The sequence below is a fragment of the Rhizobium atlanticum genome (assembly GCF_030182485.1).
GTDB lineage: Bacteria > Pseudomonadota > Alphaproteobacteria > Rhizobiales > Rhizobiaceae > Rhizobium.
On the sequence record NZ_JAQJCJ010000003.1, the window covers coordinates 31,633 to 46,329 of the forward strand.

The 14,697-nt window shown below is 58.5% G+C and carries 12 protein-coding genes; 10 read left to right on the top strand and 2 right to left on the bottom strand.

The annotated features are described in order from the left end of the window. Nucleotide 1 precedes the first annotated feature (1 nt). The 10 genes from PH551_RS05395 (at nt 2) to PH551_RS05440 (ending at nt 10,654) form a co-directional block, all read left to right on the top strand. Nucleotides 2-1,156, top strand: a complete 1,155-nt coding sequence (locus tag PH551_RS05395; protein ID WP_285192159.1) for an NAD(P)/FAD-dependent oxidoreductase — start codon at nt 2-4, stop codon at nt 1,154-1,156. A gap of 28 nt (nt 1,157-1,184) precedes the next feature. Next, complete coding sequence (gene surE, locus PH551_RS05400) at nt 1,185-2,039, top strand: 5'/3'-nucleotidase SurE (protein WP_184469868.1); 855 nt, start codon at nt 1,185-1,187, stop codon at nt 2,037-2,039. Continuing rightward, nucleotides 2,036-2,869 (top strand): SDR family NAD(P)-dependent oxidoreductase, encoded by an 834-nt coding sequence (locus PH551_RS05405; RefSeq protein WP_285192160.1) that lies wholly within the window; start codon nt 2,036-2,038, stop codon nt 2,867-2,869. The genes surE and PH551_RS05405 overlap by 4 nt, the downstream gene beginning before the upstream one ends. 3 nt (nt 2,870-2,872) lie before the next feature. After that, complete coding sequence (locus tag PH551_RS05410; protein WP_285192161.1) at nt 2,873-3,211, top strand: SDR family NAD(P)-dependent oxidoreductase; 339 nt, start codon at nt 2,873-2,875, stop codon at nt 3,209-3,211. Between the two features lie 148 nt (nt 3,212-3,359). Beyond that, a complete protein-coding gene (locus PH551_RS05415; protein WP_285192162.1) occupies nt 3,360-4,109 on the top strand; it encodes an electron transfer flavoprotein subunit beta/FixA family protein in 750 nt (249 codons plus the stop codon). A 20-nt stretch (nt 4,110-4,129) separates the two neighbouring features. Continuing rightward, on the top strand, nt 4,130-5,062 hold the full coding sequence (locus tag PH551_RS05420) for an electron transfer flavoprotein subunit alpha/FixB family protein (protein WP_285192163.1): 933 nt from the start codon (nt 4,130-4,132) through the stop codon (nt 5,060-5,062). A gap of 50 nt (nt 5,063-5,112) precedes the next feature. Next, entirely contained in the window at nt 5,113-6,021 is a 909-nt protein-coding gene (locus tag PH551_RS05425) for an alpha/beta hydrolase (RefSeq protein ID WP_184469858.1), read from the top strand. Between the two features lie 221 nt (nt 6,022-6,242). After that, on the top strand, nt 6,243-8,462 hold the full coding sequence (locus PH551_RS05430; RefSeq protein ID WP_285192164.1) for a methyl-accepting chemotaxis protein: 2,220 nt from the start codon (nt 6,243-6,245) through the stop codon (nt 8,460-8,462). 484 nt (nt 8,463-8,946) lie between these two features. Further along, the gene (locus PH551_RS05435) at nt 8,947-9,987 is read left to right on the top strand and encodes an ImmA/IrrE family metallo-endopeptidase (protein ID WP_285192165.1); all 1,041 of its coding nucleotides are present in this window, start codon (nt 8,947-8,949) and stop codon (nt 9,985-9,987) included. Between the two features lie 13 nt (nt 9,988-10,000). Further along, entirely contained in the window at nt 10,001-10,654 is a 654-nt protein-coding gene (locus tag PH551_RS05440; RefSeq protein WP_285192166.1) for a hypothetical protein, read from the top strand. 289 nt (nt 10,655-10,943) lie between these two features. Here PH551_RS05440 and PH551_RS05445 read toward each other — a convergent pair whose 3' ends face one another. Then, the gene (locus PH551_RS05445) at nt 10,944-13,574 is read right to left on the bottom strand and encodes an AAA family ATPase (RefSeq protein WP_285192167.1); all 2,631 of its coding nucleotides are present in this window, start codon (nt 13,572-13,574) and stop codon (nt 10,944-10,946) included. Then, on the bottom strand, nt 13,571-14,695 hold the full coding sequence (locus PH551_RS05450) for a metallophosphoesterase family protein (protein WP_285192168.1): 1,125 nt from the start codon (nt 14,693-14,695) through the stop codon (nt 13,571-13,573). Before PH551_RS05450 ends, PH551_RS05445 begins: the two co-directional genes overlap by 4 nt. Between the last annotated feature and the right edge of the window lie 2 nt (nt 14,696-14,697).

A 14,697-nucleotide genomic window follows, 5' to 3' on the forward strand; every position in this document is an offset into this window, starting at 1 on the left:
GATGTCGCCACGTATCGCCATTATCGGAGCGGGGGTCGCAGGCTGCGGTGCCGCGCTGAGAGCCGCGCAACTTCATGCCAAGGACGTCGTCGTTCTGGAAAAGGGCACGCCGGCCTCCGGATCTTCGGGCCGCTCGGCAGGGGTTTATAACACACAAACGCTCGATCCCTTGCAGATCGAGATCCGCATCCGTTCGCGGGAAATTCTGTTCCAGCTCGAACGCAACCGCGGTCTGCCGCTGGCCCGCATCGGCAATATCCGCATTGCAACAACGGAAGCGGACATCCCCAAACTGGAATCCGCACTCGCAACGATCAAGAGCTTCGGGGCGGACGATACGCGGATATTGTCACAAAAGGAGCTGCAGGCTCTCGTTCCCGACCTGCGCTGCGACGATGTCGTCGCCGGCCTGTACGGCGTCAACGACGGTCATCTCGACGGACACCTCCTTTGCTCCGCGCTGATCGATGAAGCACGCGATCTCGGCGCGAAGGTAATGAACAATGCAGAGGTGCTTGCCTACGAAAAGCGTGGATCGACGCATGTACTGTCAACCACGCGCGGAAAGATCGAATGCGACGTGGTGATCAACGCCGCAGGGGCCTGGGCGGGGCAAGTTGGCAATTTGCTGGGACATGCAGCACCTATCAAACCAGAAGTGCACGAGGTGATCATCGTCAAGCTGCCGCGCAAGCTCGATTACGTTGTGCCAATGTGCAACTTCTATATGCCTGGCCAGAACGGCGCCGGTATCTATTTCAGGCAAGACGGCGAGGATTCGCTGATTGCCGGGCTTCACACCTACTATTCTGTCGAAGGCCATGAAGTCAGCAATCCCGACTCCTATAGCCCGCCGGATGGCGACGACTATTTTCTCGAGGTAGCGCAACTCGTCAGCGATCGGCTGCAGATCGACGACCTTGGCTTCAGAAACGGCTGGCATGGGCTCTATCCATTGAGCGCCGACGGGGAGTTCCAAATCGGCCCCTACGCCGCTGATCCCTCCGTCATCGCCGTCGCCGGCATGGGTGGCACGGGAGTAACGAGCGGTGCGCTGACAGGAGCCCTTGGTGCCGAGTGGGCGATACTCGGCAAGCCGGCCAGCGTTCCCAATGCCGTGAAGCTTCTGCCCGATAGGCTATCGCGGGCGGCTTGAAACAGATCATTCCAGGAAAGGCGCCGACGTGAAAGTCCTGCTTACAAATGACGATGGTTACCAATCCCCCGGAGTTGCAGCGGCACGCGACGCGCTGATCGCCTGCGGCCTTCAGGTGCTGACGGTTGCGCCCGACGGGCCGCGCAGCGGTACATCGAGATCCGCCTCGTTTCGCAAGGCGATTACGATGACCAAGGCCGGCGGTGACGACGTCAATCCGATTTATGTCACCAATGGTACCCCAACCGATTGCGTTCGCGTCGCCGTTCTTTCCGGCCTTGCTTCGGAAGTCGACGCCGTTGTGTCCGGCATCAACGAAGGTGCGAACCTCGGCGATGACGCCACCTATTCCAGCACGCTCGGATCTGCAATCGAAGGCGCCTTGTTGGGCTTTCCAGCACTTGCCGCATCCCAGCAGTCCCGGGACGGCCGTTTCCGGCTGGTCGATCTGACCGACTACGATTTCAGCTGCGGCGCCCAGATAATGGCGGAGCTTACCAGGCTGATGATCCGGGACCGGTCAAAGCTTCCGCCCCGATCGGTTTTGAACTTCAATGCACCCGCCCTGCCCGCGGGCGAGATCAAGATCGCAAGTCTCGATCGCCGCGTCTGGGATCCGTCTCGCATCCACTCGATCGAGACAGAGAACGGTCCCGGATGGCTGCTTTTCGACACGCATCCTGAACGCGATCCGATTTTTGAGCATCGACCAGGATCCGATTCCTGGGTGCTGTCACAGGGCCATGCGGCGCTCACGCCCCTCAACTTCGAATGGACCTTGCCAGGCGCGCGACGCGGGTTCGCCAGATGGACGCGCTCCGCTGTTGCCGAGCTCAATGAAGCGCTCGCTTCCGAGCAATCGGGAAAGGAGCTGGGATCATGAACGACAATTCCTGCGTGGTGATCAGCGGTGCCGGCGGCGAGATGGGGCGGGCGCTGGCCAGCCGATTTGCTCGCGACGGGCATGATATCGTCTTGCTTGATCGTGATGTCGCCGAATTTGGTCCAATCGAGGAGAAGTTGCTTCGAGCCGGCGCCGCAAGGGTATTTTCCTTGGCTGCCGATCAGACGGATCCGGACGCGCTCGAAAAAGCCGTTTCTGAGATCGGCGATCGCTTCGGCGCGATCGGAACTTTTGTCGCAAATGCCGGCTTCGCGAGATTTGGCGGTTTCCTCGAAACTTCCAGAAAGGTTTGGGATCTCCATGTCGACATCAATCTCAACGGCACGTTTCATCTCTGCCAGTCCGTCGCACGCAACATGGTCGCGGGGGGCAAGGGAGGAAGCATAACCTTGATCTCGTCCTGCCTTGCTCTGTTCCACGCGGACCAAACCGGCGCATATAGCGCGACAAAGGCTGCGCTGCTGATGTTGACCAGGACCATGGCAGCGGAGCTGGGAATCTACCGTATCAGGACCAACTCCGTCCTTCCGGGCGTCGTGGAAACCGCGATGACCCGGCCAATGCTTGATGTTCCCGGCTGCCGGGATGCGCTGTTACAAGAGACACCGGCAGGGCGCCTGGGCAAACCGGAGGACATTGCTGAGGCAGTCGCGTTTCTGGCGAGTCCAGCAGCTGGTTTCATAACGGGGGCATCGCTGCTCGTCGACGGCGGGCAATCCATTTATGGCCAACCGCAATGGGTTCGCCAGGATCGTTCCACGCCGGGTGAACCCAAATGGCTGTCCACCGCAGACGGTTCGCCAGCATGAGCGATGGCGAGAAAGCTTCACCTCGCGAAACCGCTGTCGTCACAGGGGATTGCGTCCGACGCAGGTACGCAAGGCGCATCGGGCTATGCCGCATATTGCGCAAGCAAGCACGGCGTCGTGGGCTTGATCAGGTCGATGGCATTGGACCATGGGCCGCAGGGTGTCCGGTGCAACGCTATCTGCCCGGGCTTCGTCCAAACTCCGATGCTGGAGCAGCTGTTTGCTTACAACCCGCTCGACCGTGGCTTTTACGAAAGGAGCGTTCCGCTTGGACGATTGCGCGCCCGGAGGATGTTGCCGAATTGGCAGCATTCATTGCATCGACAGCTGGAGCCTATCTGAACGGGGCCGTCATTGCGCTGGATGGAGGCTCCACAGCTGGATATTTGAGCGCCGGTTGAGGGCTGCAACCTGCGTTGCATATCCTAGGTGCTAGGCAGCTGGCTCGTCGCGCACCATTTCCCAAATAATTTAAACGGAGACTGCGAAGGTGAAAGTTCTCGTCACAGTGAAACGGGTTGTCGACTACAACGTGAAGATCCGGGTTCGTCCGGATGGCACGGGTGTCGAGCTTGCCAATGTGAAGATGTCGATGAACCCGTTCGACGAGATCTCGGTGGAAGAGGCGCTGCGGCTGAAGGAGGCCGGCAAGGCCGAGGAAGTGGTGGTGGTGTCGATCGGCCCGGCCAAGGCCGAGGAGACGCTGCGGACGGCACTTGCCATGGGCGCCGACCGGGCGATCCTGGTCGAGACCGACGATGCCCTCGAGCCGCTCACTGTGGCCAAGATCCTGAAGGCGGTCGCCGATGCCGAACAGCCGGGCTTGATCATCACCGGCAAGCAGGCGATCGACGACGATTCGAACCAGACCGGCCAGATGCTGGCGGCGCTCTTGGGTTCGGCCCAGGCGACCTTCGCCTCGAAGATCGAAATTGGTGACGGCAAGGCGACCGTGACCCGCGAGGTCGATGGCGGCCTGCAGACGATCGAGATCAAGCTGCCGGCGGTCGTCACCACCGATCTGCGTCTGAACGAACCGCGTTATGCCTCGCTGCCGAACATCATGAAGGCGAAGAAGAAGCCGCTCGACAAGAAGAGCCCGGCCGACTTCGGCGTCGATACGACGCCGCGGCTGAAGGTGCTGAAGACCGAGGAGCCGTCTGGCCGCAAGGCCGGCGTCAAGGTCAAGTCGGTCGCCGAACTGGTCGACAAGCTCAAGAACGAAGCCGGCGTGCTCTAAGGTTCGAAAGGAATATCACCATGACCATTCTTCTTCTGGCCGATCATGACAATGCCAGCCTTTCCGACCAGACCGCCAAGGCGCTGACGGCTGCAAGCCAGATCGGCGGCGATATCCACATTCTCGTTGCCGGCAAGGGCGCCAGGGCTGCGGCCGATGCGGCGGCCAAACTTTCCGGCGTCTCCAAGGTGCTGCTCGCCGAAAGCGACGAGCTTGCCAACAATCTGGCCGAACCGCTGGCCGACCTGATCGTTTCGCTCGCCGGCTCCTACGACACGATCGTCTCGGCCGCCACTTCGGTCGGCAAGACGGTGCTGCCGCGGGTCGCCGCCCTCATCGATGTCGCCCAGGTCTCGGAGATCATCGAGGTCGTCAGCCCCGACACCTTCAAGCGGCCGATCTATGCCGGCAACGCCATCCAGACCGTGCAGGTGACCGATGCCAAGAACGTCATCACTGTGCGCACGGCTTCCTTTTCCCCGGCCTCCCAAGGCCAAACTGCTGCCGTTGAGGAGATCTCAACGGCAGCCTTTTCTTCTGATCTTTCGGCGTTTGTCTCCAACGCGCTGTCGGCCTCCGAGCGTCCGGAACTGACCTCGGCCAAGATCATCATCTCCGGCGGCCGCGCCTTGGGTTCGGCCGAGAAGTTCAAGGAAGTCATCCTGCCGGTTGCCGACAAGCTCGGCGCCGCCGTCGGCGCCAGCCGTGCGGCCGTCGATGCCGGCTATGCCCCGAACGACTGGCAGGTCGGCCAGACCGGCAAGGTGGTGGCGCCTGATCTCTACATCGCCGCCGGCATCTCCGGGGCCATCCAGCATCTGGCCGGCATGAAGGATTCGAAGGTGATCGTCGCCATCAACAAGGACGAGGAGGCGCCGATCTTCCAAGTCGCCGATTACGGCCTCGTCGCTGATATTTTCGAGGCTCTGCCGCAACTCGTGAGTGCTCTTTAGCCTGCGGATGACCAACCCACGGACCAAGATCTGCATGAAAGGAGTGAAGAATGCGTGAGGACGTGACTTTCTGGTCAGAGGGAGACAGACTACGGGGTTGGTTCTATAGGCCAAGGAAAGACGCCTCTTCATTTCCGACGGTCATCTTGAGTCACGGGTTTTCGGCCGTGAAAGAGCAATATCTCGACAGATACGCCGAGGTATTTGCCGCACATGGGTTGGGAGCGCTGGTTTATGATCACGGATGCTTCGGCGAGAGCGAAGGTGAACCGCGATTCGAAGTTGATCCGGAACGACAGCGGCGGGGCTATCGCGATGCCATAACCTTTGTCCAAACTCTGGACGGCCCAGACCCAGAGCGTGTCGGCCTATGGGGTACGAGCTACAGCGGCGGACATGTCCTGGTGGTCGCGGCTCAGGATCGGCGTGTAAGAGCAGTGGTCGCCCAGGTTCCGACAATCAGTGGATCAAAAGTTGCCGTTCGCCGCGCGACATCCCCGCAAGCTGCGAAACTGAGGAAAAGTCTCTCGAACGATCGTATAGCTCGGGTGCTTGGTAAGGGAAGCGCATATGTTGACGTCGTGACGAGCGATCCCGAAGGACCGTGCGCCTTACCCGGGGCCGACAGCTTCGAGTATTTTAGCCGTTCTCGGACAATGGCGGTAAATTGGAACCCCCAGGTGACGCTGCGGAGTCTTGAATTGGCAAGGGCAAACGAGCCCGGCGCTTTTGTCAGACTAATCAGCCCGACGCCACTGCTGATGATCGTTGCGGAAAACGACCACCTCACCCCAACCGACCTTGCATTGGACGCGTTTGACCGAGCCGGGGAGCCAAAAGCTTTGGAGGTTCTGGCTGGCGGTCATTTCGCGCCATACACCGACCTTTTCGAGCGCTCCAGTCGCGTCGCAGCCGAATGGTTTGTTGAACAGCTCATCGGAAGACCGAAGGTTCTCTGACGGCGCGTCATCCTGCGATAGCCTGGCTATCCCGAGGCAGATGACCCAGCGCACAAGTCATTGATCGGACATCATGAACGATTGTTCATAGAATGCTTCCAAGATGCGACCAAATTGCCCGCTGCCCCCCAATGTGCGCACAGTCATTGCTGACATTAACAATCGTTCGTTAATATAGTCGGGTTATGATCCGACGATGTGGTGTCGCAGGGGAGTCGGACATGAAACAGAGCGCGAGGAAGTCACTTATCTTCAAGGTCATTGGGGTCACCGTCATTTCGATCACGGTGGTTCTCGTGCTTGCAAATACGCTGCTGGTCTACGCAACCGGCAACCGCATTGCGGAACTAACGGTTCAGCAGGCGAGGCTTGAAGCTTCCAAAGTCGCAAATGAGATATCAGCCGAGCTCGGACAGCTTGCGGCGCCCACCGCCACGATGGCCGAAGTCATCGGTCAAGGACGAGAAAAGGACTATCTGGATCGATCGGCGGTGATCGACATACTTCGTGCGAACGCGCGATCAAAAATAGTACTGAGCAGTTGGTTCATGGAAGAGCCGAATGCCTTCGACGGCAAGGCATCTGAGCATAAGGGTGACGCCAAGCTTGGCACTGCCGAAGATGGTGCGTTTTCGCCAACCTGGACCCGAAGCGGAGATAGCCTATCGATGGCGCCGGTCTCACTCGACTACACCGGCGAATATTATCGGGTGGCAGCAAAATCGCGCAAAGGATATCTAACGGAACCATATGTGTGGACCGACAAGAATGGCTCCTTCTTGCTTGCCAGCATCTCTTATCCGGTCCTGTCTTCAGGTAAGTTGATCGGTGTTACCGGCACGGACATCGACCTTACGGCGCTGTCGAAAAAGCTCTCCGACTTGCGGCCGTTTGGTTCTGGCCGCGTTCGATTGATTTCTCATTCAGGGAAATGGATCGTTGCCCCGAATCCCGATCTCATTACCAAAGCTTACGATGGTCCCGGTTCGGAAGACGTACAACAGGCGTTGTCTAATCAAGAACTCGTCGTAGTGGCGAACGTTGAACTTGACGAAACATCGTACAGCCGCATCTTGTTTCCTTTTCATGTTCCAGGCCTCAATACCAGTTGGATGGTGTGCGTGGACGTTCCCACCACAGTGATAACTTCAGCAGCGCGTCAGCAAATCACGCTGCTGGTAGGCGCCGGCATAGTCGTGTTGTTGGCCATCGCCGGAACTCTTTATCTTACGATTAGAGCAATGATTCAGCGTCCGCTTGGCCGCTTGATGGGCACAATCGAGAGACTGGCCATTGAAGATTTCAGTGCATCGCCAAGTGATCAATCACGGTCTGACGAGATTGGTGGAGCTGCGACGGCGCTCGAGAAACTTCGAAAAGCTCTGATCAATGCCAAGACCACTGAGGCCGAGTCAGAAGCTACGCGCCAAATCGCAGCAAAAGAACGGTCCGACGCCGAGGCGGCGCGTATCGATGCACTAAACCTGCAGCGCAGGATCGTCGGCACGGTTGGCCGAGCTCTTGGCGATCTGTCGGCCGGCAACCTGACTTGCCGGATCACCGAGGAGTTTCCCGGGGAATACCGTAAATTGCAGCTCGATTTCAATGCCGCGCTGGAAAGTCTGGAGCAAACGATCGCAACCGTAAATAATAGCGTGTGCCAGATCAGCGCTGGCGTCGACACGATCAGCAGCAGCTCCGACAATCTTTCTCGCCGAACCGAAATGCAGGCCTCAGGACTTGAGGAAACCGCCGCGGGAATGACGGAACTGACAGAGCAAGTTCAGGCAAGCGCAACCAACGCACGCTCCGCGTCAACAAGTGTCCGAGCCGCAACCGAAAATGCCAAGAACACTGGTGAGATCGTAGGGCAAGCGATCTCGTCTATGGAAAATATCAGCCGCTCATCGCTGGAGATCACCCGGATTACTGGTGTAATCGATGAAATTGCCTTCCAGACAAATCTTTTGGCTTTGAACGCCGGTGTAGAGGCAGCTCGCGCCGGTGAGGCCGGCAAAGGATTTGCCGTGGTCGCTCAGGAGGTGCGCGAGCTTGCTCAGCGCTCAGCGATCGCCGCAAAGGAAATCAAAGCGCTGATCGGTGCTTCCGCCGTCGAGGTCAAAGAGGGTGTCGAACGGGTGGCAGGCGCCGGAGACGCGCTGGCGCGCATCACCACTCAGATCTTGGATATCAACGCCAGCGTTCAGCAAATCTCGACATCCGCTCAAGAACAGTCTTCAGGCTTGAAAGGAATAAGTGCTGCGTTGAACCAGATGGAGCACTTCACTCAGGCAAATACCGTGATGGTGGAAGAAATGACTGCGGCGAGCGCCTCTTTGTGGGACGAGGTGCGTCTCCTAAGCGAAGTCGTTGGCCGCTTTAGGGTATCTTCACGAGCGCCCCAGTTCAGGGAGCGCGATCGGACTGTAGCGGCAGCTTAGCTGTCGCCGGAACGATGTAGAACGAAGGTGAATATCGCAAGATGGGAGTACTGTGTTTTTAATCCCCGCGGCGCATCGCATCGAGGCGATCTTGCTAGCTGCAATATGCGCCGCCGAATGGGGCTGGTCTCGTTCGCCTTGAGGGATTGGAACCGACGACCCGGCTATTTCGAGCCAAACTGAGTTGTTCGGCACGTCAAGTGGTTGGCCAGTTTGCCGATGACTGGTTTGGGGCCTGAAGCCGTCTGTCCGTTAATAGGTTTCAAGGCACTATAACGGCTATTTCTGTCTCATCTTTGCTTCCTTTGATTAACCTATGAAGTGTGAGCCGGTGCTGAATTAATGGGGCTGATCCGACAGATGACACGAGTCCAGCCTGGATAGCTGCGAGATTCGAGCTTTTCAGAGATGAAAAGTTAGGTTGTGGGTGTTCATGATATGGTCTTCACAATTATCGATACTACTTGTATTGGTAAAGCTATCGATGGAGGCTGCCGCACTGAGTCCGATCGCAAATACCGCTATGAAACTTGAACGGGAACTCCGCGCGGAGCTTGCGGAGATCGGCGTTGCGTGGAACTCTCTCAAGCAAGTTCTCCCTGACTGGATCGATTCTGCTTTCCAGAGCCGTTCGGGAATCGTAGAGCTCAAGACCTTCCTTTCACGAAATGCGGGTCTCCAGCTCACTTCAGACGGCCATCTGACAACGAAGCAACTACCCGCCGCGTGCTTCAAGACGAACGCTGCTACTTCTGTCGAGCAAGTTATCGCAGCTCGCAGTATTGCGACGGCATGCGCGCGTCTGGTGGCTAAGGCAACCACGAAGCCATACACTCGTCTACCTGAAGGGGCAGATGCGTTTCGTGCGAAAGTACTGAGGAGTTCTAACAAGTCGTGGATCGACTTGCCAATGCTTCTCTGTGCGTGCTGGGCGCATGGAATTCCGGTTCTCTACGTGCCTTCGTTACCAGTCCAAGGTCGGAAGATGGAAGGCATGGTCACGTTCGTCAGCGGACGTCCTGTGATCATCCTCACGAAGAAGGTACCTCATCCGGATTGGCTGCTGTTCGTATTGGCGCATGAAATCGGCCACTTGGCGAAAGGCCATCTCCCCGAGGGCGAGGGACAGGCTATCGTAGATGATACGGTCGAGGTGAAGGCTGGCGACGATCGTGATCAGCAGGAAGAGGAAGCAAACAGCTTTGCAACGCATCTGCTGGCGCCAGGTGGAAAAGAGGTCACTATCGGTAAGAGGCTCCCCGTGGCAACGGAGTTTGCTGCCGTGGCGCATAAGTATGGACAGGAAAACGGGATGGCTCCGGGATACGTGATCTTGAATGCCGTCCACAACTCATCGATCAATGGAAAGAAGCCTTACGCACTCGGTCAAGCAGCGCTGAAGTTCATTCCATCGGAGGACAAAAGTGCTGCGGATTTCTGCAAGGATGCTCTCCGGGACAATATCGACGAGTACGCACTCCGCGACGACAGTGTCGAATTCCTAGAGAAACTCGACCTGCTCTAGGACGTGCATCACTGTGATAGGGCTGTTTGACCGCGACGTATTCCTCAAGCTCTGCTGCTGCAATCTGTGGTTTGAAGCGGTCGAAGCACTGGGTGTGACTCAACCTTACCGACTTGCGGCGACCAGTAGTGCGAGATCCAATCGCAAGAAAATCACGCAGATGCTGGCTGACGTGGATCCCGAGGAAAGCATTCAGCGGACGCAGGATATCGTCGACGCCGTGCCCGTCGTGCCTGATGATCTTCTCGATCAAATCTACGGATCTGCAGCCTTCCAAGAAATGTCCGATATTGAGGGGATCGATGGTGGTGAACAGGTGCTGGCCGCCATCCTCATTGACGATCCTGAAGGACGTATACTTCTTTCCGGAGATAAGAGGTTCGTCCAAGCCTTTCGCGAAAACCTGCCGGATCGCTGGGACGCTCTAGGCGAGTCCATCATCTCGTTCGAAGCGTGCATGCTGGCAATCGAGGATCGGTACGGCTTCGATTTCCTTGTCGAGCGCGTCCTGCCGGTGAGACACTGCGATGGCAGCCTTAGGATCGCCATCGGCCATGAGCCGAACGCAGAAGATTTCCGGAACGCCATGACATCCTTCAATCCTTGCCGCATCGTCGAGGTGGCTGCGGCTGAAGTTGTTGTCGTCGAAGAGGAAGTGGACAAGTAGGCGCCAAGAACGTGATGTTGGTGCCGATCTGATACGAACCGGCATTGATCGTGCCCTCGCCGCCGACGATCCATGCCTTAAATCGAGACCAGTGAGCGTTCAAACTACACGGCCGTCCGGGATGGGGGCAAAGACGCCAGAGCGTTGACTGCTGAACGGGCATCCACTCGAAGACCCGACGCGATTTAAGAAAGGCCAGAAAGCGCTAATAAGCAAGTGGCATCCAATGCCCAACAACACGCTTCGCCAACGAAGCATTGATTTTCACTCTATAATTCAGAGCTGCTGATCAAAGGTTCGGCTGCCACTCTGACATGTGGAGTATGTTTCCCCCGAGCTTCTGAAAAGCCCGTTGGCGACAGGAAAAAACAATGATCTGCTGATCTCTCGACTGTCGATGAAGTGCGTCAAACATCTTCTCAATGCGATCGTCATCCGAATAGACGAGTGCGTCGTCAAGGATGACCGGCGCCGGCCGGCCATCGCGCGCGAGCAGCCTCGCAAAGGCAAGCCGTGTCAGTACAGAGAGCTGCTCTCGCATACCTCCACTCAGGCGATCGACCTCCTCTTCCTGTCCATTGCGCAGGATAGTCTGAGGCAACAGCGTCTTTTCGTCGAAGGTAATCGAAACGTCGTCGAAGAGCAGCCTGAGAAGGGGCCCCAGTTCTGCCATGACGGGCTTGAGATAAAGTTCGCGGGCTTCCGACCGGGCAGTCTCCAATGCTGCAGTCAACCGCTGCAGGACAGCGACTTCCTTCTCGAACGCCTCGGCACGCGCCTTCGCGGCAGAATAAGCTTCGCCGGCCTCACGCCATTTCTCTTCCACCGCCTCGTCTGACTGTGCACGGATCTCGGCGTTCAGGCCGGCCATGAGCTCGCGCAGCGCGTTGATCTCCCTATCGGTTGCTTGCTCGATTGAAAGCGCGCGCTTCAGTGCGGCCTCGACCGAGTCCAGGTCGACCGCGGCAGAGCCGAGCTGCTCAATATGCGCTTCGGCCTTGGAGAGTGCCACGTCAAGGTCAGCCAATGTATTCGATAAAGCCTGCGTGCGTCCAACCCGAGCTTCTTCTGGACCCAGGATCGCTTCGACCTGGGCTTGTTCGGCCATCAACGTGGCCAACGCCGTCTCCGCTGCGACGAAGGCTTCGTCGGCTCGTGCCCGGTGGGGCTCTACCTCCCGCAAGGCCTGTCGCGTCTTCTTCCGCCGCTCTTCGGCTTCGACAAGAGCTGCCCGGACCAGCGTGGGATCCTCTTTCAATTCGACGGTCTCGGCGCTAATCAACTCGTCCGAGGCAACATCCTCTCGAAGCTTGGACAGTCCCTCCGGCGCGAGAAGCGACAGCCGAGCCCGCAGCTCACGCAGCTCAGCGTCAACCTGCTGCGCGCTGACCTGCCGCGCCCGTGCCGAAGCCAGGCTGTCCACACCCATTGATGCAAGTAGCGTGCGCCGCTTCGCTTCGGCCTGCTCGAGGCGGTGGTCGCTCCCAGCCTGATGGTTTGAGCGTACCGTAATCGTTCCAAATCCTGGCACTTCAAGCTGCGCTTGAGCATCGTAAGTGCGCTCTTCCCCGTCGGTCAGCGGCGTGCCGTTCATTGTCACAAGGCCTGCCGCATCCTTACTGTAGTTAATCGCAAGTGAAGGACGAGCGGCCTCATCGACGGCGCGGAGCTTCGCAATTTCGACTTCCAGGGTTTGAAGCTCATCAATGGCATTCGGAGGAACCTTCAGAAGTGAGAGTTGCGCTTCGCCCTCTTCGAGAGCCCGGCGGACCGCCTCCGACTGGGCCAGTTGTTCTTTCAATTGCGTTAAGCGTTCCGCTGCCTCACGCGACCTCAATGCCGCATCCAACCGAGCAAGCCGATCCCGTGCCTCCTGCTCTTCCGTCTCAGCAGCCTCTACGTCCTCACGAATCTTTTCGATCGCCTCCGCGGCCTCGCCGCGTTTCCACACGGCATCGGCACGGCGCCGCTCGGCGGCAACTAGCCTCTCCTGCAGGTCCTTTGCCTTTTCAAGGGCTGCCAAGAACGCCTCAAGCTCCCGCTCCGCATTGCTTCGTCGTTCTCGAACGAGTTTTAGTTCCGCTTCAGCCGTCTTCAACTTCTCCCTATGCGCCTTCGCAGCGTCAAAACCAGCCTGCGCCTTCTCGACTGCTTTTCGCCGCTCTGCCTTGTCCTCGGCACTGTCGAGCTCGGCAAGCCGCTTTGCTGCGTTCGCCCGCTTGTTCAACGCCTCTCGTAGAATCGTGACTTCGTTTGAAAGCCTCTGCTCGTCCGCAGCGAGTTTTTCGCACTCCTCGATCGCGGCGGCGTAGCGTCCATCATTCTTCGGTCTCCCGGTGGGGGTGACCATCTCCAAAAGTGCATCTCTCGCGGCGGCCATGATCTCAGCCATCCTGCGCCCGCCAGTAACGGCCTCAACCTCGCCCTGCACGGATTCGAGCAAGCTCTGTCGGACCTGCTTTTCACCATCTTCTTCTGAGCGGGTTCGCTTTTCGATCCCAGTAATCCCCTGGCGCACCCAAAGGAGACCGGCTGGCCCGGCGGTACCCCCTCTGATTAGACTAGTAATAAAGTTTTCGGCCTCGTCCGCCTGGGCCAATAGCCGACCGGTCCCAAGATCGGTAACGCGTGCGGATCGGCCGCCAAAGTATTGCTTGGTAATCCGAAAGCGGCCTTCCGCTGTAGAGATGTCAGCTTCGAGCAATGGATTGCCACCGCTGTAGGGCCGCAATCTTTGAACATCCGCGGGAGTGCCAGAATGTGGTTGGAAGAAGAGTGCGTGCAGCGCTTCAAAGCTGGTCGACTTGCCAAACTCGTTGGCAGCGCAAAGGACGTTAACGCCATCGCCAATACCGTCAATGGCAACACCGCGACCAGCAAACCGCTTCACGTTGAACAAGCGTAGTGCCGATATTTTCATGGTGTGATCGCCTGTGCGTAAGAATAAAGGCGTACCAGCGCCGCCCGTGCGATCTCACGTTGAGACGATGCACGACTCTCGTCGTCGGCCTCGGCACGTAACGCATTTGCGGCCTCGCGAAGCGCGCCTCCGCGATCTATCTGCTCAAGGTCTTCGACCTCGCACTCCGTCGCAATACCAATGTCATCCAACTCGAGGAATGCGAAATCCGGCAACAGTCTCTCGGCCGCAGCCGCCAACGCCGCCCGCCCCGCCAGACGACTGCGGCCTGTCGCCACCACGCGGGCAAGTGTCATCCTTCGATGCCTGGAATCCGGCAGGAGCGTTTCTAAGGCCGAGACGGGATCGTCGCCTTCGAGAAGGTGGAGATCCAGCCTGCGCCAGGCAAAGCTCTCCGTCGGCAACGGCGTTACCTCGGGCTGGGCGGAGGGGCCGGCAATGCTAACAAGAAACGCGGTGCCTGGACGTTGGTGTTTGAAACGGTCGGGTTCAGGCGTACCGCAGTAATAGGTTCGCTGATCGACCTCGACCGCGCCGTGCCAATCGCCAAGGGCCAGATAGTCCAGGCCGGCTCGCCGTGCCCGGTCCGCCGCAATAACATCCGAGGCGATTGCCTCTTCTGAGAAACTCTGAATTGCGCCATGGGCAAGCCCGATGCGGAGCGTCCCCTCAGGCGTTGCTTCGCTCTCCATCCATTCGGTCAAATCCCGGCCAGGGCGGCGTGTGGTGCAAGGGGCCGGCAATAGAATGACGTCCCTCGCCAACTCGACCGGTCGGGACTCAACCGCGAGCACGACATTTTCCGGCACTTCTGCATTCAGCGTTGTCCAAAGCTGCGTTGCCTGCAGCGAATCGTGGTTGCCGGGCAGAATTACCCACCGGATCGGCGCGTGGTGCCGCATCTCCGCGAGAGCCTGTCTCCGCACGTCCGGCGCGGGCGTCTCGGTATCGAATGTATCGCCGGCGAGCAGAATGGTGGTGGCGCCCTGCTCGCGGGCGTGCTGAGCGAGGCGCGCAATAACTGCGTGTCTTGCCTCGCGCAGTCGACTGGGCAAGTCACCCGAGAAATTGCCGAACCGCTTGCCGAGATGGAGGTCGCTCGAATGGATAAATCGGAACATGG

Excerpts from the sequence above, each read along its gene's own strand:
- PH551_RS05395 (WP_285192159.1), top strand. The coding sequence starts at position 2 with ATGTCGCCACGTATCGCCATTATCGGAGCGGGGGTCGCAGGCTGCGGT.
- PH551_RS05405 (WP_285192160.1), top strand. The coding sequence starts at position 2,036 with ATGAACGACAATTCCTGCGTGGTGATCAGCGGTGCCGGCGGCGAGATG.
- PH551_RS05410 (WP_285192161.1), top strand. The coding sequence starts at position 2,873 with ATGGCGAGAAAGCTTCACCTCGCGAAACCGCTGTCGTCACAGGGGATT.
- PH551_RS05420 (WP_285192163.1), top strand. The coding sequence starts at position 4,130 with ATGACCATTCTTCTTCTGGCCGATCATGACAATGCCAGCCTTTCCGAC.
- PH551_RS05425 (WP_184469858.1), top strand. The coding sequence starts at position 5,113 with ATGCGTGAGGACGTGACTTTCTGGTCAGAGGGAGACAGACTACGGGGT.
- PH551_RS05430 (WP_285192164.1), top strand. The coding sequence starts at position 6,243 with ATGAAACAGAGCGCGAGGAAGTCACTTATCTTCAAGGTCATTGGGGTC.
- PH551_RS05435 (WP_285192165.1), top strand. The coding sequence starts at position 8,947 with ATGGAGGCTGCCGCACTGAGTCCGATCGCAAATACCGCTATGAAACTT.
- PH551_RS05445 (WP_285192167.1), bottom strand. The coding sequence starts at position 13,574 with ATGAAAATATCGGCACTACGCTTGTTCAACGTGAAGCGGTTTGCTGGT.
- PH551_RS05450 (WP_285192168.1), bottom strand. The coding sequence starts at position 14,695 with ATGTTCCGATTTATCCATTCGAGCGACCTCCATCTCGGCAAGCGGTTC.